The sequence below is a fragment of the Kordia algicida OT-1 genome (assembly GCF_000154725.1).
In the GTDB taxonomy this organism is placed as follows: domain Bacteria; phylum Bacteroidota; class Bacteroidia; order Flavobacteriales; family Flavobacteriaceae; genus Kordia; species Kordia algicida.
Window position 1 is genome coordinate 3,574,530 of sequence record NZ_DS544873.1, and the last position, 20,931, is coordinate 3,595,460.

At 35.0% G+C, this 20,931-nt stretch carries 20 protein-coding genes; 16 read left to right on the forward strand and 4 right to left on the reverse strand.

Annotated elements, in window-relative coordinates:
* The first annotated feature begins 362 nt into the window (after window positions 1-362).
* From prs to KAOT1_RS15335, 14 genes are all read left to right on the forward strand, one after another.
* Entirely contained in the window at window positions 363-1,178 is an 816-nt protein-coding gene (prs, locus tag KAOT1_RS15270) for a ribose-phosphate diphosphokinase (RefSeq protein WP_007095759.1), read from the forward strand.
* A gap of 137 nt (window positions 1,179-1,315) precedes the next feature.
* The gene (locus tag KAOT1_RS15275; protein WP_007095760.1) at window positions 1,316-2,260 is read left to right on the forward strand and encodes an ADP-ribosylglycohydrolase family protein; all 945 of its coding nucleotides are present in this window, start codon (window positions 1,316-1,318) and stop codon (window positions 2,258-2,260) included.
* A 43-nt stretch (window positions 2,261-2,303) separates the two neighbouring features.
* Window positions 2,304-2,864 (forward strand): NADAR family protein, encoded by a 561-nt coding sequence (locus KAOT1_RS15280; RefSeq protein WP_050765272.1) that lies wholly within the window; start codon window positions 2,304-2,306, stop codon window positions 2,862-2,864.
* A gap of 57 nt (window positions 2,865-2,921) precedes the next feature.
* Window positions 2,922-3,788, forward strand: coding sequence for an MBL fold metallo-hydrolase (locus tag KAOT1_RS15285; RefSeq protein ID WP_007095762.1), 867 nt, complete (start codon window positions 2,922-2,924; stop codon window positions 3,786-3,788).
* Between the two features lies 1 nt (window position 3,789).
* Window positions 3,790-4,311 carry an O-acetyl-ADP-ribose deacetylase gene (locus tag KAOT1_RS15290; protein ID WP_007095763.1) on the forward strand — a complete coding sequence of 174 codons (522 nt, stop codon included), beginning with the start codon at window positions 3,790-3,792 and terminating at the stop codon, window positions 4,309-4,311.
* The gene (locus tag KAOT1_RS15295; protein ID WP_007095764.1) at window positions 4,298-5,215 is read left to right on the forward strand and encodes an ADP-ribosylglycohydrolase family protein; all 918 of its coding nucleotides are present in this window, start codon (window positions 4,298-4,300) and stop codon (window positions 5,213-5,215) included. Before KAOT1_RS15290 ends, KAOT1_RS15295 begins: the two co-directional genes overlap by 14 nt.
* 3 nt (window positions 5,216-5,218) lie before the next feature.
* On the forward strand, window positions 5,219-6,448 hold the full coding sequence (locus KAOT1_RS23585) for a hypothetical protein (protein WP_007095765.1): 1,230 nt from the start codon (window positions 5,219-5,221) through the stop codon (window positions 6,446-6,448).
* A complete protein-coding gene (locus tag KAOT1_RS15305) occupies window positions 6,438-7,073 on the forward strand; it encodes a DUF4291 domain-containing protein (protein WP_040560118.1) in 636 nt (211 codons plus the stop codon). The genes KAOT1_RS23585 and KAOT1_RS15305 overlap by 11 nt, the downstream gene beginning before the upstream one ends.
* A complete protein-coding gene (locus KAOT1_RS15310) occupies window positions 7,070-7,609 on the forward strand; it encodes an RNA 2'-phosphotransferase (RefSeq protein ID WP_007095767.1) in 540 nt (179 codons plus the stop codon). Before KAOT1_RS15305 ends, KAOT1_RS15310 begins: the two co-directional genes overlap by 4 nt.
* 39 nt (window positions 7,610-7,648) lie before the next feature.
* The gene (locus KAOT1_RS15315; RefSeq protein ID WP_007095768.1) at window positions 7,649-8,200 is read left to right on the forward strand and encodes a prolyl hydroxylase family protein; all 552 of its coding nucleotides are present in this window, start codon (window positions 7,649-7,651) and stop codon (window positions 8,198-8,200) included.
* A gap of 6 nt (window positions 8,201-8,206) precedes the next feature.
* Window positions 8,207-9,037, forward strand: a complete 831-nt coding sequence (locus KAOT1_RS15320; protein ID WP_007095769.1) for an SIR2 family NAD-dependent protein deacylase — start codon at window positions 8,207-8,209, stop codon at window positions 9,035-9,037.
* Window positions 9,038-9,043: 6 nt separating this feature from the next.
* Entirely contained in the window at window positions 9,044-9,949 is a 906-nt protein-coding gene (locus KAOT1_RS15325; RefSeq protein ID WP_007095770.1) for an ADP-ribosylglycohydrolase family protein, read from the forward strand.
* 47 nt (window positions 9,950-9,996) lie between these two features.
* The gene (locus KAOT1_RS15330; protein ID WP_007095771.1) at window positions 9,997-10,752 is read left to right on the forward strand and encodes a metallophosphoesterase; all 756 of its coding nucleotides are present in this window, start codon (window positions 9,997-9,999) and stop codon (window positions 10,750-10,752) included.
* A complete protein-coding gene (locus tag KAOT1_RS15335) occupies window positions 10,749-11,384 on the forward strand; it encodes a transglutaminase-like domain-containing protein (RefSeq protein WP_007095772.1) in 636 nt (211 codons plus the stop codon). Before KAOT1_RS15330 ends, KAOT1_RS15335 begins: the two co-directional genes overlap by 4 nt.
* Before the next feature lie 318 nt (window positions 11,385-11,702).
* Here KAOT1_RS15335 and KAOT1_RS15345 read toward each other — a convergent pair whose 3' ends face one another.
* The 3 genes from KAOT1_RS15345 to KAOT1_RS15355 are packed head-to-tail and all read right to left on the reverse strand — an operon-like array spanning window position 11,703 to window position 17,511.
* The gene (locus KAOT1_RS15345; protein ID WP_007095774.1) at window positions 11,703-13,229 is read right to left on the reverse strand and encodes a glycoside hydrolase family 2 TIM barrel-domain containing protein; all 1,527 of its coding nucleotides are present in this window, start codon (window positions 13,227-13,229) and stop codon (window positions 11,703-11,705) included.
* A complete protein-coding gene (locus tag KAOT1_RS15350) occupies window positions 13,223-14,431 on the reverse strand; it encodes a hypothetical protein (RefSeq protein WP_007095775.1) in 1,209 nt (402 codons plus the stop codon). The genes KAOT1_RS15345 and KAOT1_RS15350 overlap by 7 nt, the downstream gene beginning before the upstream one ends.
* The gene (locus KAOT1_RS15355; RefSeq protein ID WP_007095776.1) at window positions 14,431-17,511 is read right to left on the reverse strand and encodes a hypothetical protein; all 3,081 of its coding nucleotides are present in this window, start codon (window positions 17,509-17,511) and stop codon (window positions 14,431-14,433) included. The genes KAOT1_RS15350 and KAOT1_RS15355 overlap by 1 nt, the downstream gene beginning before the upstream one ends.
* A 542-nt stretch (window positions 17,512-18,053) precedes the next feature.
* On the opposite strand from KAOT1_RS15355, the gene KAOT1_RS15360 reads away from it, so the two are divergent.
* The gene (locus tag KAOT1_RS15360) at window positions 18,054-19,229 is read left to right on the forward strand and encodes a response regulator (protein ID WP_007095777.1); all 1,176 of its coding nucleotides are present in this window, start codon (window positions 18,054-18,056) and stop codon (window positions 19,227-19,229) included.
* Window positions 19,230-19,278: 49 nt separating this feature from the next.
* Window positions 19,279-19,713, forward strand: coding sequence for a glycosyltransferase (locus KAOT1_RS15365; RefSeq protein WP_007095778.1), 435 nt, complete (start codon window positions 19,279-19,281; stop codon window positions 19,711-19,713).
* 494 nt (window positions 19,714-20,207) lie between these two features.
* Here the strand turns inward: KAOT1_RS15365 and rsmI are convergent, their stop codons facing one another.
* Window positions 20,208-20,879, reverse strand: a complete 672-nt coding sequence (gene rsmI / locus KAOT1_RS15370; protein WP_040559602.1) for a 16S rRNA (cytidine(1402)-2'-O)-methyltransferase — start codon at window positions 20,877-20,879, stop codon at window positions 20,208-20,210.
* Window positions 20,880-20,931 lie beyond the last annotated feature (52 nt).

The following is a 20,931-nucleotide window of genomic DNA, read 5'->3' on the forward strand; positions in this document are numbered from 1 at the left end:
TACATCTTTTAATTAAAATTTGGGCGTGCCCGCAAACGGTCAGGCTTTCGGTTATATCTTTTTTCAAAACTTGTCATTGCGAGACAAATTTCCAATTTGTTGTGGCAATCCGTTTCTCTACATGCGGATTACTTCGTCGCAAACTCCTCGTAAAGACGTATCAAAAACAAAAAAAAGGATGCCACCTCAATCCTTCACGCGAACTACTGCTTCATTTGTCGCTGAGTGGAAATAAAAAACAACCTTTTATCAATCTTTTAATGCTTAAATCTTTCAATCTCAAAATAATTAATGTAAAAAATACACAAAATAATTTGTAGAACGAAAAAAGCATTCTATATTTGCGTACAAATAACGCTAATATGAAATACTTACATTTAGATTCGAGCTTTACTCCTTTTGAAAAATCAATTGACTTTGAGTCATTTACATTTTCTGGCGGTGAGCCACATATCAAAATCAAAGAAAACGTACATGAAGCTGTAACCATTACACAACGCATTAGGTCTTTCAATGATTTAGGAATGATTTTATTAGCAACAGATGCATTGCGCAGAATGCACGTAAAAGATATCAACCTGTTCATTCCGTATGTTCCCGCAGCGCGTCAAGATCGTGTGATGGTTTCAGGAGAACCGTTAAGTATCAAAGTCTATGCAAACCTCATCAACAGTCAAAAATATCAAAAAGTCACTGTTTTTGATCCGCATTCGGAAGTCACACCCGCGTTATTGAACAATATAGAAGTTATTGACAATCACGAATATGTAAAACAATGTTTGGAAACCATCAAAGACGAAATCGTATTAATTTCTCCCGATGGTGGCGCGTTAAAAAAAATATACAAACTATCGGCATATTTAGGAGGAATTGAAGTGATTGAATGTTCTAAAAAACGCGATGTAAAAACAGGAAAACTATCGGGTTTCACGGTGTATACTGACGATTTGAATGGAAAAACCGCCGTAGTTGTAGACGATATTTGTGATGGTGGTGGCACGTTTTTAGGACTCGGAAAAGCATTGAAAGAAAAAAATGTGGGCGATTTACACTTAATCGTAAGTCACGGCATATTTAACAAAGGATTTAAAGAACTAAAAAGTATATATAAAACAATTTTCACTACAAACTCATTTAGAGATATAGCATCGGAAAAAGTAGTACAGGTACAGTTATAGAGTTGTGAGTTGTGAGTTGTGAGTTGTGAAAAAAAACAAATTAACGAATACACGAAAAGCAAATTAACAAAAACTCTAAACCAATAATTTAGATAAACAACATAGAATCAAATATTTAAAATTTAAAACAAAAGATTATGAACTTATTAGAACGCTTACAAGGAGGAATATTTGGAGTTGCTACAGGCGACGCTTTGGGCGTTCCAGTAGAGTTCAATTCCAGAAGTTACCTAACACAAAATCCTGTAAAAGGTATGATGGGTTATATGTGTTGGAATCAACCACCTGGAACTTGGTCAGATGATTCTTCACTAACCTTATGTCTTACCGAAAGTTTGTCGAATGGTTATGATATAGAAAATATCGGAAAAACATTTGTCAAATGGTACAAAGAAGGATATTGGGGCGCACATCACAAAGTATTTGATATTGGAGGAACTACCAGACATACATTAGACAGAATTGTTAAAGGTGAATCGGCTTACTTTTCAGGAAATATCTTTGAAGAAGACAACGGAAATGGTTCATTAATGCGCACATTACCTTTAGTATATTTCTTAAAAGATGTTGAAAAAATTGAAGATCGTTATCAAATTATCAAAGATGTTTCAGCAATTACACATGCTCATTTTAGATCGGTTTTTGCCTGTTTTATCTATGTGGAATTTGGGCTGCTATTATTGAATGGAACCGAGAAGTTTCAGGCCTATAAAGAAGTCAAAAAAATTGTGAATTTATTCAGCGAAACACACGAATTCAATACTAACGAAACTGATTTATTTGAAAAAATATTACAAAACGATATTTTCGAATACAGAAATGAAGAAATTCGTGCTAGCGGTTATGTTTTACATTCTTTAGAAGCTTCATTATGGTGTTTTTTAACCACTGATTCATACCAAGAATGTGTATTAAAAGCAGTCAACTTAGGAGAAGATACCGATACAACTGCCGCAATTGCTGGCGGATTAGCAGGATTGTATTATGGATTTAACACCATTCCAGAAACATGGAAATTTCAATTGGCACGTTATGACGACATTCAAAATCTAATTGATCGTTTCCACAAAAGTATTATTTAACATCTCGATAATGCTCAATGTGTCATGTTTAAAATTTACAAAAATGAAACACACATTACAACATATACAACAACGTTTCAACGAACAAGAAACCTTGAAATTCCTCTTTTTTTGGGGACATCAACCTTCTAAAGATGGAAGTATTACCAAAAGCTGTTTCAGTCAATGGTGGGAAGATGCATTTACAGTTAACAACGAAATATATAAAACTGCCGAACATTGGATGATGGCAGAAAAAGCACGTATTTTTAACAATAGTGAAATTCGAAAAGAAATTTTAATGGCAAGTCATCCGCATGACGCAAAAAAGCTTGGAAGAAAAGTCAAAAACTTTGATCCAATTATTTGGGATGAACACAAATTCAACGTAGTTGTGGAAGGAAACTATCATAAATTTTCACAACATGAAGATTTAAAACAATTTCTATTAAATACAAAAAACAGAATTTTGGTAGAAGCCAGTCCAAGAGATCGAATTTGGGGAATTGGAATGAGCGAAAAAAACGAAAAAGCAACAAATCCGAATCTTTGGCGAGGACAAAATCTACTAGGTTTTGCCTTAATGGAAGTTCGAGATCATTTAAAAAAAGATGCTAAAATTTAAAGTCAAGATTAGAAGCAATTTAAAATTTAGCATACAACATTCAAAATTTCAAAAAACATGAAACTCACCATACACGGATACTCAACTGCATTATACGCAACATGGTACTTTATAGAAGAACTAGGAATATTATTTGATGCGGGCGATGGTGTTTGTGCAAATTTACTAGGAAAAGCAGGAAAGATAAAACACGCATTTATCTCGCATGCCGATAGAGATCATTTGACAGGTTTATTACAATTCAATCAACTATTTGCCGGATTAAAACCTACCATTTACTATCCAAAAGATGCAGGTTCATTTCCGTTTTTAAACGATTTCTTTACCAAATTTGATCCGCATAACAAAGGAACAAACTGGCAAGCAATTAAAGATAAAGCAATCTTTTCTGTCAAGAATTCAATTCAGGTTGAAGCGATTGAAAACGGTCATGTCGTACAACCTGGATTATTAAAAAGTTTAAGTTTTAAAGTATTTGAAACCAAGCGAAAACTCAAATCGAAGTTTGTGAATTTGAACAAAGAAGAATTAATCAACATCAAAAAAGAACACGGAGATCATTTCCTAACCAATGAACTCAAAAGAAACATCCTTTCATATTCTGGAGATACGCCAATTGAAGATTACGAACGTTATCACAACAGCGAAATTCTCATTCATGAAGCTACATTTATGACGAAAGAGGAAACAAATACGAAAGCATTCAAAAACAAACACAGTTCACTAGATGAAGTATTTAAAATGGTGGCAAATATCAAGATTGATAAACTGATCTTAGGACATTTTTCATCACGATACGATCAACATGAAATAGATAACGAAATTAAAAAACACATACAGCAGTACAACATTAAAATTCCCGTACATCGGATTCCTGTTGGAAAAGCTGTTAAAAATATTTTGGCGCAAGAGCCAATCAATTAAAATGAAAATAAAACTTTTACAAGCCGACATTACAACACTAAACGTAGACGCAATCGTCAATGCCGCCAACTCATCACTGCTTGGTGGTGGTGGCGTTGATGGCGCCATTCACAGAAAAGGCGGATCAGAAATTTTGGAAGCCTGTAAAAAAATAAGAACGCGACAAGGAAAATGTAACACTGGCGAAGCGGTCATTACTACGGCAGGAAAATTACCTTCTAAATTTGTAATTCACACCGTTGGACCAGTCTGGAATAACGGAGGAAAAAACAAAAAAGAACTATTAGCAAATTGCTATAAAAACAGTTTGGATTTGGCAATTGAACACAACATCAAAACCATTGTATTTCCAAATATTAGCACAGGAATTTATAAATTTCCCAAACGATTAGCGGCTGAAATCGCTATCAAAACGGTTGCAACATACGAATACAAAAACAAAATTGATGAACTCTATTTCTGTTGTTTCGATCAGGAGAATTATGAGATTTATCACGAATTATTAAAAAATGAACACACATAGATTACAATTAGCACAAAAATCACTGTTAGGAAATAGTATTGGTGACGCTTTTGGCGAAAGTTTCTTTGGTCCAGAAGATGCTATTTACAAGGCAATTTACTTTCGTGAGATTCCACAAACGACTTGGGAATTCACAGATGATACAATTATGGCAATTGCAATCTATAGTTCACTAGAAAAATTCGGTGAAATCAATCAGGATTTTATTGCGGAAGCATTCGCTAGAAACTATCATTTAGATTTTAATCGCGGTTATGGACCTGCCATGCACAGAACGATGCGCGCTATTGAAACTGGAGAACACTGGAAAAAAGTCTCAAAAGCTGCTTTCAACGGAATGGGTTCAATGGGAAATGGTGGCGCCATGCGCGCAGGATTAATCGGAGCGTATTTTTATGATGATTTACAAAAAGTAAAACAGCAAGCTTTTTTATCATCTGAAATCACGCACGCAAACGAAGAAGGTTGTGTGGGCGCAATGGCAGTTGCTATTGCGACAGCGATCAATACACAATTACAAATTGATAACGAAACGCTTACACCAAACGAATTCATCAAAAAAGTAATTTCAGAATTACCAGATTGCGACACGACATCTAAGATTAAAAAATCAACAACGGTTTTGCCAAATTACGACATTAGAACAGTCGTTTCTATCTTAGGAAATGGTGTAAAAATGATTGCGCAAGATACGGTTCCGATTGCAATTTGGATTGCCGCGCATCATCAAACAAATTTCCAAGAAGCCATTTGGAGAGCTGTTTCCGCTTTGGGCGACAGAGATACCATTTGTGCAATTGTGGGCGCAATTACGATGATGAATACGAAAGACAAACACATTCCAGCAGACTGGAAAAACAAAGTAGAAAACTGGCAGAAAAGCGAGTTTTATCAAAAGAATTAAAAAATGAAAACTTTATATAGACCTATAGGAGAAAAAGAATTGATACTAATTGCAGAAAGTAACTTTACAAAGTTTCCACCGCGATTAGAATGGCAACCTATTTTTTATCCTGTACTAAATGAAGAATATGCCGTTGAAATTGCTTCTAAATGGAATACCAAAGACGAATTTGGTAATTATTTAGGTTTTGTAACTGAATTTGAAATCACAGAAGAAGAATTCAACAAATATAAAACTGAAAATGTTGGTAGTGCACATCACAATGAGTTTTGGGTTCCTGCTGAAAAACTAGAGGAATTTAACAACGCAATCATTGGTAGGATTAAAGTCATAAAAGTTTTTATTGGTGAAAAATTTAAAAGCCTGACAGATGAAAATCTACTTGAACTTCTTAAATATCAAAATAAAATGCACAAAACGAGATTGTACCGGTTTCTAGAAACCAAATCAAGAGACGTTTTACCATACAATTATTTTGAGGCTGATTACAATCATAATGAAGAAAAACAATTAAAAGGTAATTTTGATGCACTAAAAGAAAAAGCTTCCAACATAACTTCAGTAGATGAAGCTGTTGATTTTTTAATTGAAGAATGTTTAAGCGAAAACTACATTCAAAAAATTAAAAATGAAACTCCTTTAGTTCCAATCAAACAAAGTTCAAGAAATCATTTTGGGATAAATATGTTTTTGCGAAACCTGTTTTTTTATCCAGAAAACGAAGCGCTAAATACAGCTATCCGTGAATACAACGATATTAGAGCAAGTCGTGGAGAACATGGAGAGGGAATTATCGAAAATGTATTGTGGAGAAGATTAAATAACTGTGAAGCTTCAACTTGTTCAAACAAAGAAAAGGTTGAAATATTACAACAACAAGTAGATGAATTTCACAAGCAATTCTTTACTAAAAAAGGATTAGTTATTGGGAAAATGACCTTTGATGAATATAAAAACGTCATGGACGAATTTATGTCACTAAGGAAAAAACATAACATTGACGGAACAGAGAAGCGTATAAAATTGCTCTCATACAACCTTAATGAGGAACAAGTTGATCGTTATATTGCTATTAATAATAAAGAAGAAATCACAGCAGAAGATGATTTTGAAGAAGCTCTAATTCTGTCTAAAATAAAAGACGAAGAAATGCGAGCATTAATTCGATTAAAAAATACATACTTCAACACGAAAAACGTTGTTGAAACAATACAAAAACAACATGAAACTTAACATACAAAACTATATAACTCAAAATAATGAATGGCCACAAAACGGTCATCACATCATGGCGCAATACGATGATGAAAAAATAATTGTATATCAATCGTATCGTCCTGCTATTGGACTTTTCGCTGCGGAAAATCAGTTTTTTGGTGGACCATTTAGTCTAGAACGAATGACGTGGATCAAACCAAATTTCCTTTGGATGATGTACCGAAACGGTTGGGGAACAAAAGTGGGACAAGAAGTCGTCTTGGCAATTCACCTAAAACGAGAAGCGTTTCAAAAATACTTGGAAAACGCGGTACATTCTTCGTTCAAACCTGAATTATACGAATCGCAAGAAATGTGGAAAGAAGCTGTAAAAAGTTCAAATGTACGTTTGCAATGGGATCCAGATCACGATCCGTATGGCGCAAAACTGGAACGCAGAGCGATTCAAATCGGAATTAGAAATGAGTTTATACGTTCGTACGCAAAAGAAGACATTCTAGAAATAGAAAATATCTCCGAATTTGTAGCAGAACAATACGAGTTTGTAAAATCGAATCAACTCGAAAAACTAATGATTCCCGCAGAACGTCCTTTTTTACCAGAAGGTGACGAATTGCGAAAAAAATTACAATTACAATGAGTAAAAAAAATAAAAATATCAGCAAATTTCTAAGTTACGTATTGAGACACAATCCTGATAAACTTGGAATTACATTCGATTCAAATGGTTGGACTTCGGTCGCAATCTTACTAGAAAAAATAAACGTGGAACCGTATTCGCTTTCTATGGAGGAATTGGAATATGTGGTTGCCACAAACAATAAAAAACGTTTTGCTTTCAATGAAGATAAAACGATGATTAGAGCAAGTCAAGGACATTCTGTAAACATCGATTTGGCGCTGCAACCCAAAGAACCGCCAAGCTATCTATATCATGGAACAGTTGAAAAATTTATCACTTCCATTCAAGAAAAAGGATTGATAAAAGGCACGCGACAACATGTACATTTAAGCGCAGACAAGGAAACTGCAATCAATGTAGGAAGCCGACGCGGAAAACCAATCATTCTCACGATACGAAGTGGCGAAATGTATGCGCAACATCATACTTTCTACCAATCAGAAAATGGTGTTTGGTTAACGGAAGAAGTTCCTACGGAATTTATAGAATTTTAATTGCTCACTGAGTGGAGTCGAAGTGAAAAGATAAAAATCATGGAAAAACTAGCAGAACACATATATGTCGTTGACAACTTTTTATCGCATCAAGAATGTGATGAATTAATTGCTAAAAGTGAAAAAATGGGCTATGAAGAAGCCAAAGTGAACATGCACGGAAAGCAAGTATTAATGACAACTGTTCGAAACAATTTGCGTGTTACGTATAAAGATGAAGCATATGCAGCAATACTGTGGAACAAAATAAAAATGCATGTTCCTGAACAAATCGGATATAGTTATGCTTTTGGTTTAAATGAAATGTTGCGATTTTATAAATATGAAAAAGGACATCGTTTCAAAATGCACCGAGACGGAAGCTATCGTCGTAACGAAACAGAAGCGAGTCAGTATAGCTTTCTGATCTATTTGAACGATGATTTTGACGGTGGAGAAACAGTATTCCGCTCAGGAACAACAATTCATCCTAAAAAAGGAAGTGCGTTACTATTTTTACATGGATTACGCCATGAAGGTGCCGTTTTAAAAAGCGGCACAAAATACGTACTTCGTACGGATATTATGTACAAATTCATTCCTAAAAACTAAGGAATCATGGAAAAATTAAAAGAAATCATACAAGAGAACTTTCATAAAGAAAAAAGAAATAACATCACATTTTTAACGGGCGCAGGATTGTCTGCCGCAAGCGGAATTCCCACGTATCGAAGTACAGACGGAATTTGGGTAAAAGGCACTAAATATCACAAACCAGAAGAATTTGGAACGTTTAGCTACTTTAGCAAAAATCAGGAAGAAGTTTGGCAGTTTAATCTATTCCGCAAAGGAATGTTTCAAAAAGCACAACCAAACGATTCCCATAAACTATTGGCAAAAATTGAGAAATTAATACCAGAGGAATTCTCCATTATTACGCAAAATATTGATGGATTGCATCAACGTGGAGGAAACTCTGGAAACAAAGTATTTGAAATTCATGGAAACATGCGAACGGTTCGCTGTTCTTTAGAATGTTCAAAAGCTGTATATCTATATCCAAAAGATATCACAATTGACCGTATCGATCAAGATTTAACCGATGATATTTGGGATAAACTCGAATGTCCAAAATGTGGCGCAGTCATGCGACCAAATATATTATGGTTTGACGAATACTACAACGAACGTTTGTACAAAGTTGATTCTACCATGCGCATTGCCAAAAACACAGGAATCTTAATTGTCATCGGAACTTCAGGAGCCACAACATTGCCTTTAGAATTGGTAAAACAAACGCTCAAATATGGCGGTTATGTGTTGGATGTAAATTTGGAAGATAACAACATTACCAAACTCATTGAAGGTAAAAAAAGAGTTGTTTCTTACCGAACGACAAGTGATGCGTTTTTGAGTGAGTTTCACAATATTTTAAAAGAACTGATGTAAGAATTGATGATTGAAAATACATTTATAAATCGTTTTAAAGGTAGTATTTTGTTAGGCGCTATTGGTGATGCTTGGGGAAGTGCTTACGAAAATCAGTCACTTCCTGATGAAAAAGCTTTTTATCTATTTAAAGAGCCTGAAAAACCTAAAATATGGCAATTTACAGACGATACACAACTAACTTTAGCAACCTGTGAAGCTATTTTGGAAGACCCAACTGTAGCTCCGAAAACATTGATAACGTACTTTTTAAAATATTACAATAAAAATCGTATCAATGGAATCGGAGCTGCTACGCTAAAGGCATTACAAGAATTAAATGCTGGAGCGCATTGGAGTCAAACAGGAAGAAAAGGTGAATTTTCCGCAGGAAATGGAAGCGCCATGCGAATTGCTCCGTTAGCTTTTCTAAATAATATTTCTAGAGAACGTATTCGAGAAATAAGCTACATCACACATCAAAATGAAGAAGCATATGTTGGTGCTTTAGTTGTTGTTTTAGCTATCAAGGAAATTATAAATAACAATTGGAATGACACTTCTTTAATAAAACATATCATTCCAAAACTTCCCGACACCAACGTAAAAGACAGATTGATTGCACTACATGAACTAGAAAATACATCAATTATAGATGTTGGCAAGCTTGGAAACAATGGTTATGTAGTGAATTCGATTCCTTTAGCAATTTTTGCTGCTCAAAAAGTAAAAACGCAATCAATTACAAGTATCTTTGAAGAACTCATTACTGTTGGTGGTGATACAGATACCAATTGTTCTATTGCTGGACAAATAATGGGCACTTACGTGGGAATTGACAAAATTCCAAAAATATTAAAAGACAACATAAAACCACTTTCGGGTTATAATAATTTACAAAACATTATCAATAAGTTACCAAATACAAATTGATCTATTTTAGAAAAATTTTATAGTATTTTTGATGAAATTAACATCACATGAGAACACTAGCCATAGGAGACATACATGGAGGATTTAGAGCGTTAACGCAAGTGCTAGAACGCGCCAAGGTTACCACAGATGATACGCTTATTTTCTTAGGCGATTATGTTGATGGATGGAGCGAATCTGCAGAATTGGTAGAATTCTTACTACAACTCAACACCAAACAGCAATGTATTTTTATTCGTGGAAATCATGATGTTTGGTGTCATGAATGGTTGCTAGACGGACATGTCAGTGATGTTTGGTACATGCACGGCGGAAAAGAAACGCTAGAAAGTTACGAACGTATCAAATACAATAAGCAACAACATTTGGAATTCTATGAAAATCTAGAAAACTACTATCTTGATGAGCAAAATAGACTGTTTCTCCATGCAGGTTTTACCTCCATGCACGGCGTCACAAAAGAACATTATCCGAAGAATTTCTATTTTGATAGGACTTTGATTGAATCTGCGTTACTAGCTGAAAAGATAGGTCTTGACAATCTCAGTGATGCGCGTTACGCTCCAAGACGTTTTCAACATTACAAAGAAATTTATGTTGGTCATACGCCAACCATTGGATACAATTATCATATTCCCATGAAAGCACATAATTTATGGGATGTAGATACAGGAGCTGCTTTTACAGGAAAACTATCTATCTTAGATATTGATACCAAAGATTATTGGCAAAGCGATCCGCTTCCCGACTTATATCCTGATGAAAAAGGAAGAAACAAAATGCGCGTTATTCGTAAAAAATGAACTGTCTAAAAACTACATACTTTTTTGATTTTGAAAATGAGATCATTCAAAAATTAATTGCTTCTCATAAAGAAAATACAACTTCCGACAAAGAGAAAGCAATTGCATTGTACAACAATGTTCGAGACAATTGGAAATATGATCCGTATAGTATTAGCTTTTCAAAAGAAAACTACAAAGCAAGTACAATTGCACAAAAAGAAACAGGAAATTGCGTTGAAAAATCAATTTTATTAATTGCCTGTTTAAGAGCAGTTGGCATTCCTGCGAGACTTCATTTAGGTAAAGTAAAAAATCATATTGCCGTAGAAAGACTTACAGAAAAATTTGGTTCTAATGAACTCACACCACATGGAATGGTAAATGTATTTTTAAACAATCAATGGTTAAAAATGTCGCCTGCGTTTAATGTTTCGCTATGTAAAAAATTCAATGTGGAACCATTAGAGTTTGATGGAGAAAATAGTTCTTTTTTGCAACAATATAATAACGAAGGCAGTTTGTTTATGGAATATACTGCCGATTATGGTTTTTTTGAAGATGTTCCACTGGATTTCATGAAGAAAAATGTAAAAGAACATTACCCTCATATTTTTGATACTGACAATAATGAAACCGAATTTAAACTTTGATTTTTACATTAAGAAACTAAATATCTGTTAAGAAAATATCCTGATTCATGACTCTATAAATCTTGGCTCTTTTTTACCTCGAATTCACGAATGTTTTTCGGTTCTCTCTTTTCCTTTGAATTATTTTCACGAATTGCTAACCGTTGTTGGAAACTGTCCTGATTCCTGACTCTTTTAATCCTGAATCTGTCTAACCACGAATATTGTCTATTTTCTAGAGCTGTCATTCCGCACTTGGTACGGAATCCACTTTGAACCTTTGTAGATTCCTGTCTACACAGGAATGACATCAGAAAAACTTCCTGATTCATGAATCTATCAATCTTGAATCTTTCCAACCAAAACCTCAAAAGCCAATTTCTTCTTCCCATCTTTATCAATAATTCCAAACTTTTTCTGCGGATTGGTGCGCCACGGACGATTCCCAACTACCGAACTCGGAATATCTTCAAAATCATACAACGTCCAAGCCAAATACGAAAGGTTTTCTGCTTTTAAAACAGTTTGCATTTCTTGATAATAATCAGCTTGCTTCTGTTCAGAACCTACAAATGGTTTCCAAAATCCGCCATACGAAGATTGTCCATATTCTCCCAAAATAATAGGTTTATTGTTGATTTTAGCTTTCAAATTGGAATACTGCTGCGTAAAATCTGCGGCAGCGTCATAATAATGAAAAGACACAAAATCGAGCTTATCTTGCAATAAATGTGCACTTTCCGTGTTTGACCAACCAATGGTAACCAAATGTTGATTATCAACCGATTTTATCAACGAAATCATACTTTCCAACCACGCCAAAACATTTTCTTTTCCACGCGATTCAAAGTCTAAATTTGGTTCGTTTTTAATATCCCACGCTACAATTGCATTGTGATTTTTGAAGGTAGAAACTATCGTTTCTGCATGTCGTTGCGTCAATGTCCAATCTAAAATGTCGTAGTTTCCATAAAAATCAAAAAGTGTCAATACAACTTTCAGTTTTTTAGTTTCAGCAGCATCCAACACTTGTTGTAACTTTTCTAGCTTAGCTGGTTTTACAGTTGCTTTGCCAAAATCTTCATACTGTACAAAAATTCGAATCGTATTCAATCCTGCATTTTTGATGATTTCAAAGTCATTTTTAATAATTTCTAGATCAAATTGATCGCCAAACATGTCCCAAGGTGTCGCTTGCGGATAATAATTAATGCCTTTCATATTCAAGCTCGAAACTGCTTTCGTTCTTACCACTTTTTCAGCAGTTTTCACTTGTTCTTTTACCAAATGACGCACACGCCAAAAACCATCTTCCAAAAGTAAAATTGCTTTGTAATTTGCTGTTTCGGTAGTTTCTATGACTAACTTTCCATCTTTGTACAATTGCTTGTATTCGACTACATTTTCATCTTTTAAAACAATTAATTGTCCGTCTTCACTAAAAAATTCAATATTCGGTTGATGCGAAAGTGTTGTTGCGTTTACAGAAATTTGTTGTGCTTTATTTTGCGTCAAAAAGTCTATGATATTCTTACGCGCATTTTCGGTATAATAATCGTCAATTCCTACAATTTGATTGGTTTTATACGCTACATGTTTTACATACCAAGCATTCAAATAATCTTTTTCAATTTTTGCTAAAGTTTGTAAGTCTAGTTTTCTACCTTCATTTCCATCATCTGTCCACGTCATTTTTGGCAAATACACTTCCGCTTTTTTCACTTCTGTGTGTAGCATTTTGCTTCTATCTGCGCCCGTATTTAGGTAACTAAACGAGCTGCTAATAAGAAAAATAAGCATGGAAATAATGACAACATATGTCAATACTAAAAACCCGCGCATAATATTTTTATCTGCTTTTACCATAGTTTTTTGGCTTTAACTGTTTTTGTAATTCCTGCGGTTGTGATTTCAAAATCGTAGTTTCCGTTGCTTAAAATATTCGGATTCAACTCAAAATTCACAAATCCGTCACGCGATTCTTTTAGATAACTTTCAATCACTTTTCCGTTTTGAGAAACAATACAAGTAACTTGCAAACCATCAGGAATCAGTTGATTCATAAAACTTCGCAACGGACCAATTTTAATATTTCGATTGTTTTTGGAGAATGAAATCGTAAAATCATCCATCACTTTTTTATACGTTAACGAAATCGTATTGCTTTTTGAAATTCCAGTAACAAAAGCTTGCACCTTCCAAGTTTCGGCATGATCGGGATGCAATAGTTGCGCGGTTGCGACACCATCAATGGTCATACCTGAAGTTTTTAGCAGGTTTCCATCAGTATTTTCAATGAAAAATTCCACGAAAGTGCCATCGCTCACAATATTATTATTTTCATCTTTCAGTATCGAAGTGGTAAACGTCGTGATTTGATTTCCATCAGCATATTCGTGTGGTCGCTTGGCATAAATTTCAAAATCGGTAGAAATTGCAGGCAATACGTTTACGGTAAATTCTTTGGAATTCAGTCCCAAACATTCAGTGGCGAGCAACATTCTGCCACTTTTTGTCGGCGCATAAATATTTTGATACGCAATGAGGTTTTTTGTCTGAATCGTTTCCTGCTGTTCAGTTGCCAAAAACTGACGCTTCAAAGCAACTTTTGTATTTTCTTTTACAGGATTATCTAAAGCATCCGTTGGAATCACGACCAACATCGTATAATCGTTTTCATCAGCGGCAATACTTGGCGGACCAACATAGGTTTCCATTGAAACAGGTTGGTTTTGTGAGTGAATGGTAAATGTGCCTGAAAGTGAGTTTTTAGTATCTAAAAGTTTCCAGTTGACAATGCCAGTTTTGGCACAAATTTGTGTCGGAATCGTGTATTGTAATTGGTTGTTTTTCGCTGTTGCGGATACCAAAGTAGTTCCGTAACTGTTGGTACAATATAACACGATTGAAGCATCTTGCGTTCCTGAAAATGTAAGTACGATCGTTTCGCCAGCCGTAAATTCTTGTTGTGAAGTTTCTAATCGAATCGTTTCGGATGTGTTCGTACTGAGTCCATTCGCGCTTGACGCAACAAAGAAAAAGCAGTAAAATATATAGTGTAAGTTCATCATTTTGGGTTTCCGATATACGCATTCATTTCAATTTTTACAAAGTTGTACAGCGGATGCGAAATTTTCTGTAATACGTTGTGATTTTTTCTATTTGAGATAATTTTATTCGAGATATCTTCGTTCGGCAAACCGTTTACATAACAATTTTCCATGTTTGTATTGACGATTTTTACCGTTTCATTTTGCAAAATTTTATACTGAAAAGCTTGTTTGCGTTGCTGACGAATTCCGTGATCTAAAAATTGATGATCTACCCACAAAAGTTGCTGATTTTCATCATAATACGAAATGAGTAATTGTGGAACTGTGATTTCTTGCAATCCGCTATTAAACAGATTTCCTTTGATGGTTTTTTGGTTGATGTTTACATTGCTCAACGCGATATTTTTGTACAAGTCAGCTCCTGAAACATTTCCTGCGGCTTGCAAGTTGAATTTTGTGGGTGTATCTGCGAGTTCCACTGGCGTAAATTCGTCTGGATTGAAGGTTTCTGGAATCGAATCTTTCGTTTTGGACCATGCAATTCCTTCAAAGTTAATTCGGAACGAAGTCGCTTCTTTCGGCATCAATTTGTGCTTCATGTGGTATTTTGCATTATACGTTGCCAATTCCACATTTTCGTCGTTGTACAAGGTTCCTTTTAGCACAACATCGGCTGGCACATTGTCTATGTTTTGTACTTCGCCCACAATTGCGTAATGTCCGTTATGCTGTACCAATTTCGCCGAAATGATTTCTAAAACAGGTTGTTTTAGTACATCTTCATGATAGGTTTGCTCGGTTGTAATTCTTCTTCTTCCGTGATTAAAATATGCCGTTTTATTGTTAGAAAATAGTTGATCTGGTGGCAAATCGGCTTCCATCATTTCCGCTTCCAAAAACCATTTTCCTTGTTGTTTTATGGCAGTTTTATAATCTGTTTTTTCAATTTTTTCCAACGGCGTAATCCATTTTGTAATCACTTTTAGTGTTGCCAAATTATCCGTTTCAGTCGTGATTTCGGTTGTTATTGCATCTAGTTTTGCATACGAACTTAACAAACCATCTGTAGACGAAATTTCAAGCATATACTGCGCAATAGTAATGTTGTTTTCTGGATTGATAAAACTGTGTGCTGTTTCAAATTCTTTAAAATCGAGTGCGTCATAATATGCTTTTACCACATTTTCAGGCGAACGTTGTGCATCATTTTTAATATAAAATTGATACGTTCCAAAAGCTAAAATTCCAATCAAGATTATTGCCCAAACATGACTTAGGTTTACAATATTTCTAGAGAATTTTGTGTAGCTTTTTTTGAATTGTAAATATACTTCTGAATCATTTCGCTTTCGCTGAATATATCTCAGGAATATGGGCTGAATGTTGCATAAAATCGCCAAGATGACAGTAAAAAACGGAATAATTCCCCAAGCTAATTTTTGCCAAGTAGAAACCTCATCTTTTGGTAAGATTGATGATAATGGTGGAACATTCAGTTTTTCCCAAACCATGATCCCATTTTCTAGTTGTGGCAAACGTTGCCAACCGCAGAAATAGAGAATTGGATCGTAAAATTTATCGTTGGAGAAAATGTATTTTAGATTGTATTTTTCAGGTGTTGTTAAGAATTGTTGCAGCGAACCAATTCCGGCAACGCCTTTAAATTTTGAGTTTTCCAAACGTTCTATGGGTCGCGTAGTAAGTTCTGGTAAACGACGTGCCGAATGATAGTTTCCATCAACAGTCATTGCGTTTGTTTGTGCCGACAACCATGCCATTTGATCGCCAAAGCCAAGTGGTAAATAACGCCATTGATCGTGTTGATCTTGGTTGAGAAAATTCACAATTGGCAACATGTTTATTTTTTGTGGTTGCGATGGTCTGAAATATCCCAAACTCATCGTGAAAATGGTTGTAAAGACGAATAAAATTGCCAATCCGCCACCAATAATTCGATGATACATGGCACCAAATTTTTCCTGTAAGTATGTTTTTAAATCTGCTTCTGAAAAACGATAGACAAATTCGCCAAAAAGCGGTAATGACATGATCGAAGCCCACAAGGTAAATCTATCTAAAGTTAGAATATTGAAAGCGGTTTCGCCTAAAATCATACGCGGAATTGGTGTTGTTCCGCCAGTTCCTAAGATAAATAGTAAGGTTATGGACAAACCAAAAAACAAATAGCGTTTGCTGTAGTATCTGTAGAAAATATAAGGTAATAAGAACAGTAAAATTCCCCACGGAATTAAGAAAAAAACCAAACCTGATGACGTAATTTCCAAGAAATGATCTCGCGAACCATGCGGAATTGGCACTTGCGTAATTGGATTATTTTTAGAGTTGATCCAATACGGTAAAATGCAGCCAACGATAATGACTAAAGAACACATTCCAAAACCTACAATTCGTTTAAAAAGCTTTGTAAAGTTTCTCCAAAACACCCAAAAGGTAATTTCTTTTGTCGTATTGACTTCTTCACGTGCAGCATCCATAATGACCATTCCGATCAACGGAAAAATAAAGAAAACCATTCCAAAAATTGGTGTTACGTGATGTGAAGTTACCGTAACCGCAATCAGCGAAAGCGACGTAAAAAAGTACTTGTATTTGCCTGTTTTCAACCAAAGATAAATCTCCGGAAGGGCATGCATCAACACAGAAATTCCCACAATACTTGGTAGCTGTCCGAAAATATGCAAGGTTTCTAAAAAAGAAGATGAAAAAACAGCAAGAATAGCAGCGTAACCAGCTACTCTTTTGTTTCCTGACATGAGTAACGAGAAACGATATACTCCGGTAATGAATAAGATAACTGCAATGATTGCAACCGTAAATAATCCGAATTTTAAACCACCAATAAACGACAGCGCACCAATAGATTGATGTACTAACGGCGGATAACTCATCACAGTAAAGCCTGTGTACCATTTGTAACTCCAAGGTTCAAACCAACTGTTGGCGTAATGGTCGGCAAAAAATAAGTGAATTAATGCATCATAGGTTGTTTCGAGCGTGAAAAAGATAGCCGTACCGTGAAACGCCACTCCGAGAAGTAGTGCTAATAGTAGTAGTTTGTTTGTGGTCTTTTCCATCATTGTTTATGTAATCTACTGATATTTTTAAAATATACAATTTCGTTCTGCAACGGGATTTGTTCAACTATCGATATTGAATGCGTCTTGCAGACTTTTCAATTTTAGCTTATCATTTTTAAAATGTACACATTATAAAATACGAGTTTCGAAATTCAAGGAGACTATCTAAAAAGTGTATTGAAACGTCATTCTGGGCTTGACCCAGAATCGCATCATGTTGATTTTCAAATATTATGAGAAACCGAATCAAGTTCGGTTTGACGAAATCTGTACTTTTTATACAGCCTCTTGTTCAACTATCAATATTGAATACGTCTTGCAGACTTTTCAATACCGAGTTTCACAAAGTAAAGATAAATGGTGTAATTTTTAATTGGACTAAAGGAAATTGCATTTCGTCTAAAGATAGCTCCGTTTAAGGTGTTTTGGGCAAAATAAGCAGCAATTCCAAACTACTTTTGACCTGTAAGTCGTTCGGAAAACAACACAAATTCTATTGAAGACGACATAAGATATAAATCAAATTAAAAATACATATGATGAAAATTTTAGCTATTGACGACCAAAAATTAGTGTTGATTCCTTTAGAAAGCAGATTGGCTGAATTGGGATATGAAGTACTAACCGAAACTGACGGATTAAAAGGAAAGGAATTATACGATTCGTTTCAACCAGATTTAGTGATTGTAGATATGAACATGCCAACAATTTCTGGAATGGAAATCGTACAATACATTCGTGATGATAAACAAAAGAACACACCAATTATGATTTTATCGGGAAATACCGATGATGAAATGATTACCAAAGGTTTTGATTTGGGTGTGAATGATTATATGAAAAAACCGCTAAGCTTAAACGAAGTTTGTGCACGTGTAAAACGATTGATTGGTGTGCCAAAAACAGAAGCTGTTTCTAATACAAATAATGTGATGATTCAACAACGATGTGTTGGTGTGGTAATTCCTTGCTACAATGAAGCAGAACGTTTATTGAGTAAAGAATTTACTGATTTTGTAGATCGCAATTCTGGATATCGTTTGTGTTTTGTAAATGATGGAAGTAAAGATGCAACATTGGAAGTTTTGCACGATTTGCGAAAAGGTAGAGAAGACTTTATTACCGTATACGATTGTGAGCAAAATGGCGGAAAAGCAGAAGCGGTTCGTTTGGGAATGCTACACATGGCACAACAAGAAGACTTGGATTATATTGGCTTTTTGGATGCGGATTTGTCTACCGATTTGGCTGATTTTGACGATTTAGTGTCTACCATTGAAAACTCAGATTTTAAGATTGTAAGCGGATCAAGAATTAGCAGAATGGGCGCAAATATTACAAAAGAATCGGCTCGTAAAGTGATTAGTTTGACAATTAATTTAATCATCAGAACAATTCTTTCAATGAACTTTAAAGACACACAATGTGGCGCGAAAATTTTCCATAAAGATGTAATTCATTTAGCTTTCGATAAAAAGTTTATCACAAAATGGTTGTTTGATGTGGAAATCTTTATGCGTATGCGTAAACATTTCGGATTGGATGCTGCACGTGCGATGATGTGTGAGAAACCTTTGAAACGTTGGATTCACGCAGATGGTTCGAAATTGTCTATGAAAGATTCAATCAAAATTATTGGTCAGTTAGGGCAAATTGCTTGGTATTACAATCGCAAAAGAAAAACTGCCACTAAAGCAAATTTAGAATTGATATAATACGTTTCCCCTTTCCCCTTTTCCCCTATTTCCCCTAAACCTACTATATATGAAGATTGGAGTTTTAATCATATTTCGTAATGACGAAACCGTGATTGATGTACAGCAATTTACTAAATTATTTACTGAAAAAACAAAGTTGCAAGTTTGCTTGGTAAACAACGGAAGTACCGATAAAACATTGGAAGTATTGAAAGAAATTCAGGAAGAAGTTACTATTCCAATTTCAATTATTGATGTGAAAAAAAGTAGCGGTTACAATACGGCAATTAAAGCTGGTGTTCGGTACTTGACAAGCAAAAACGACTTGCCTTATATTTTATGTTTGCAACACTACACTGCAAAAGATATGCAACTTCTGGATGAAGTTTTTGAAGTCATTCAGCAAGAAAGTGGCGTTGTAAAAGGTTTGTTTAAAAACACCAAACGTATGATGCTGAAGAATGTATTTTCGATACGAGGTATTATGGAGAAAGCGAGTTAGATTATTGGCTTTTTAGACTTGCTTAGATTTTAAGAGCGCTTTGCTTTTAGACTTGTTCCCGCGTAGTCGGGAATCTCTTAGATTGCTTCGCTTTTTTAGATTTTTATGTGATGTTGAATCGAGTTCAACATGACGTAGCAATCTGTTGGTAGTATGACTTCTGTAATGTCACTTCGAGTAATTTTTGGTAAAAAATTGTATCGAGAAGTGCTTTAAAAATCTTAGCTTTTACAATGAATTCACGAATTGTTTTATTTACTCAATTTGTCATTCCTGCGTAGGCAGGAATCTATTATCACGAATTGCTTACTGTAATGAAAAAACTGAATCACACTTCGATTTTACTCAGTGTAAAAGTTCAGTTTGACAAGAATATTTTCACTAAAAAGTAATACCCAAAAAGATTTCTGCGCGATCATTGAGCAAAGTCGAAACGAAAGCAGAAACATGTCTAAAAGAGAAACGAGTCTAAAAGGCGAAGCCGTATCTAAAACCTACTTTTTCCCTTCCACAACAACCACAATTTCCCCTTTTGGTGGTTTGTTTTGATAATATGCCAACACTTCTTTGGCGCTTCCGCGGATGGTTTCTTCATAGAGTTTTGTCAATTCTCTAGAAACAGAAACCTGACGATCTTCACCAAAATATTCACAAAAATGTCCTAAAGTTTTGACCAATTTGTGTGGCGATTCGTAAAAAATCATGGTGCGTGTTTCTTCTGCCAAAATTTTAAATCGCGTTTGTCGTCCTTTTTTCACAGGTAAAAATCCTTCAAAGACAAATTTATCATTCGGCAATCCGCTATTTACCAAAGCTGGTACAAAAGCGGTCGCACCTGGCAAACATTCTACTGGAATTTGATTGGCAATACATTCACGCGTTAATAAAAACCCAGGATCAGAAATTGCGGGCGTTCCTGCATCACTAATCAACGCAAAAGTTTCGCCTGCTTGCATGCGTTTTATCAATGTTTCTGTCGTTTTATGCTCGTTATGCATGTGATGACTTTGCATGTGTGTACCAATTTCAAAATGTTTCAACAGCTTTCCACTCGTACGTGTATCTTCTGCCAAAATCATATCAACATTTTTTAAAACTTCTACAGCTCTAAACGTCATGTCTTTCAGGTTTCCTATTGGTGTTGGTACAATATAAAGTTTCATCAATACTGCGTTTTCGGGTTGAAGATATTATTAAATTTTCATTCAAAAATAGCTA

Excerpts from the sequence above, each read along its gene's own strand:
- KAOT1_RS15290 (WP_007095763.1), top strand. The coding sequence starts at position 3,790 with ATGAAAATAAAACTTTTACAAGCCGACATTACAACACTAAACGTAGAC.
- prs (WP_007095759.1), top strand. The coding sequence starts at position 363 with ATGAAATACTTACATTTAGATTCGAGCTTTACTCCTTTTGAAAAATCA.
- KAOT1_RS15275 (WP_007095760.1), top strand. The coding sequence starts at position 1,316 with ATGAACTTATTAGAACGCTTACAAGGAGGAATATTTGGAGTTGCTACA.
- KAOT1_RS15345 (WP_007095774.1), bottom strand. The coding sequence starts at position 13,229 with ATGGTAAAAGCAGATAAAAATATTATGCGCGGGTTTTTAGTATTGACA.
- KAOT1_RS15280 (WP_050765272.1), top strand. The coding sequence starts at position 2,304 with ATGAAACACACATTACAACATATACAACAACGTTTCAACGAACAAGAA.
- KAOT1_RS15365 (WP_007095778.1), top strand. The coding sequence starts at position 19,279 with ATGAAGATTGGAGTTTTAATCATATTTCGTAATGACGAAACCGTGATT.
- KAOT1_RS15360 (WP_007095777.1), top strand. The coding sequence starts at position 18,054 with ATGAAAATTTTAGCTATTGACGACCAAAAATTAGTGTTGATTCCTTTA.
- KAOT1_RS15285 (WP_007095762.1), top strand. The coding sequence starts at position 2,922 with ATGAAACTCACCATACACGGATACTCAACTGCATTATACGCAACATGG.
- KAOT1_RS15320 (WP_007095769.1), top strand. The coding sequence starts at position 8,207 with ATGGAAAAATTAAAAGAAATCATACAAGAGAACTTTCATAAAGAAAAA.
- KAOT1_RS15330 (WP_007095771.1), top strand. The coding sequence starts at position 9,997 with ATGAGAACACTAGCCATAGGAGACATACATGGAGGATTTAGAGCGTTA.
- KAOT1_RS15310 (WP_007095767.1), top strand. The coding sequence starts at position 7,070 with ATGAGTAAAAAAAATAAAAATATCAGCAAATTTCTAAGTTACGTATTG.
- KAOT1_RS15350 (WP_007095775.1), bottom strand. The coding sequence starts at position 14,431 with ATGAACTTACACTATATATTTTACTGCTTTTTCTTTGTTGCGTCAAGC.
- KAOT1_RS15315 (WP_007095768.1), top strand. The coding sequence starts at position 7,649 with ATGGAAAAACTAGCAGAACACATATATGTCGTTGACAACTTTTTATCG.
- KAOT1_RS15335 (WP_007095772.1), top strand. The coding sequence starts at position 10,749 with ATGAACTGTCTAAAAACTACATACTTTTTTGATTTTGAAAATGAGATC.
- KAOT1_RS15305 (WP_040560118.1), top strand. The coding sequence starts at position 6,438 with ATGAAACTTAACATACAAAACTATATAACTCAAAATAATGAATGGCCA.
- KAOT1_RS15325 (WP_007095770.1), top strand. The coding sequence starts at position 9,044 with ATGATTGAAAATACATTTATAAATCGTTTTAAAGGTAGTATTTTGTTA.
- KAOT1_RS15295 (WP_007095764.1), top strand. The coding sequence starts at position 4,298 with ATGAACACACATAGATTACAATTAGCACAAAAATCACTGTTAGGAAAT.
- KAOT1_RS15355 (WP_007095776.1), bottom strand. The coding sequence starts at position 17,511 with ATGGAAAAGACCACAAACAAACTACTACTATTAGCACTACTTCTCGGA.
- KAOT1_RS23585 (WP_007095765.1), top strand. The coding sequence starts at position 5,219 with ATGAAAACTTTATATAGACCTATAGGAGAAAAAGAATTGATACTAATT.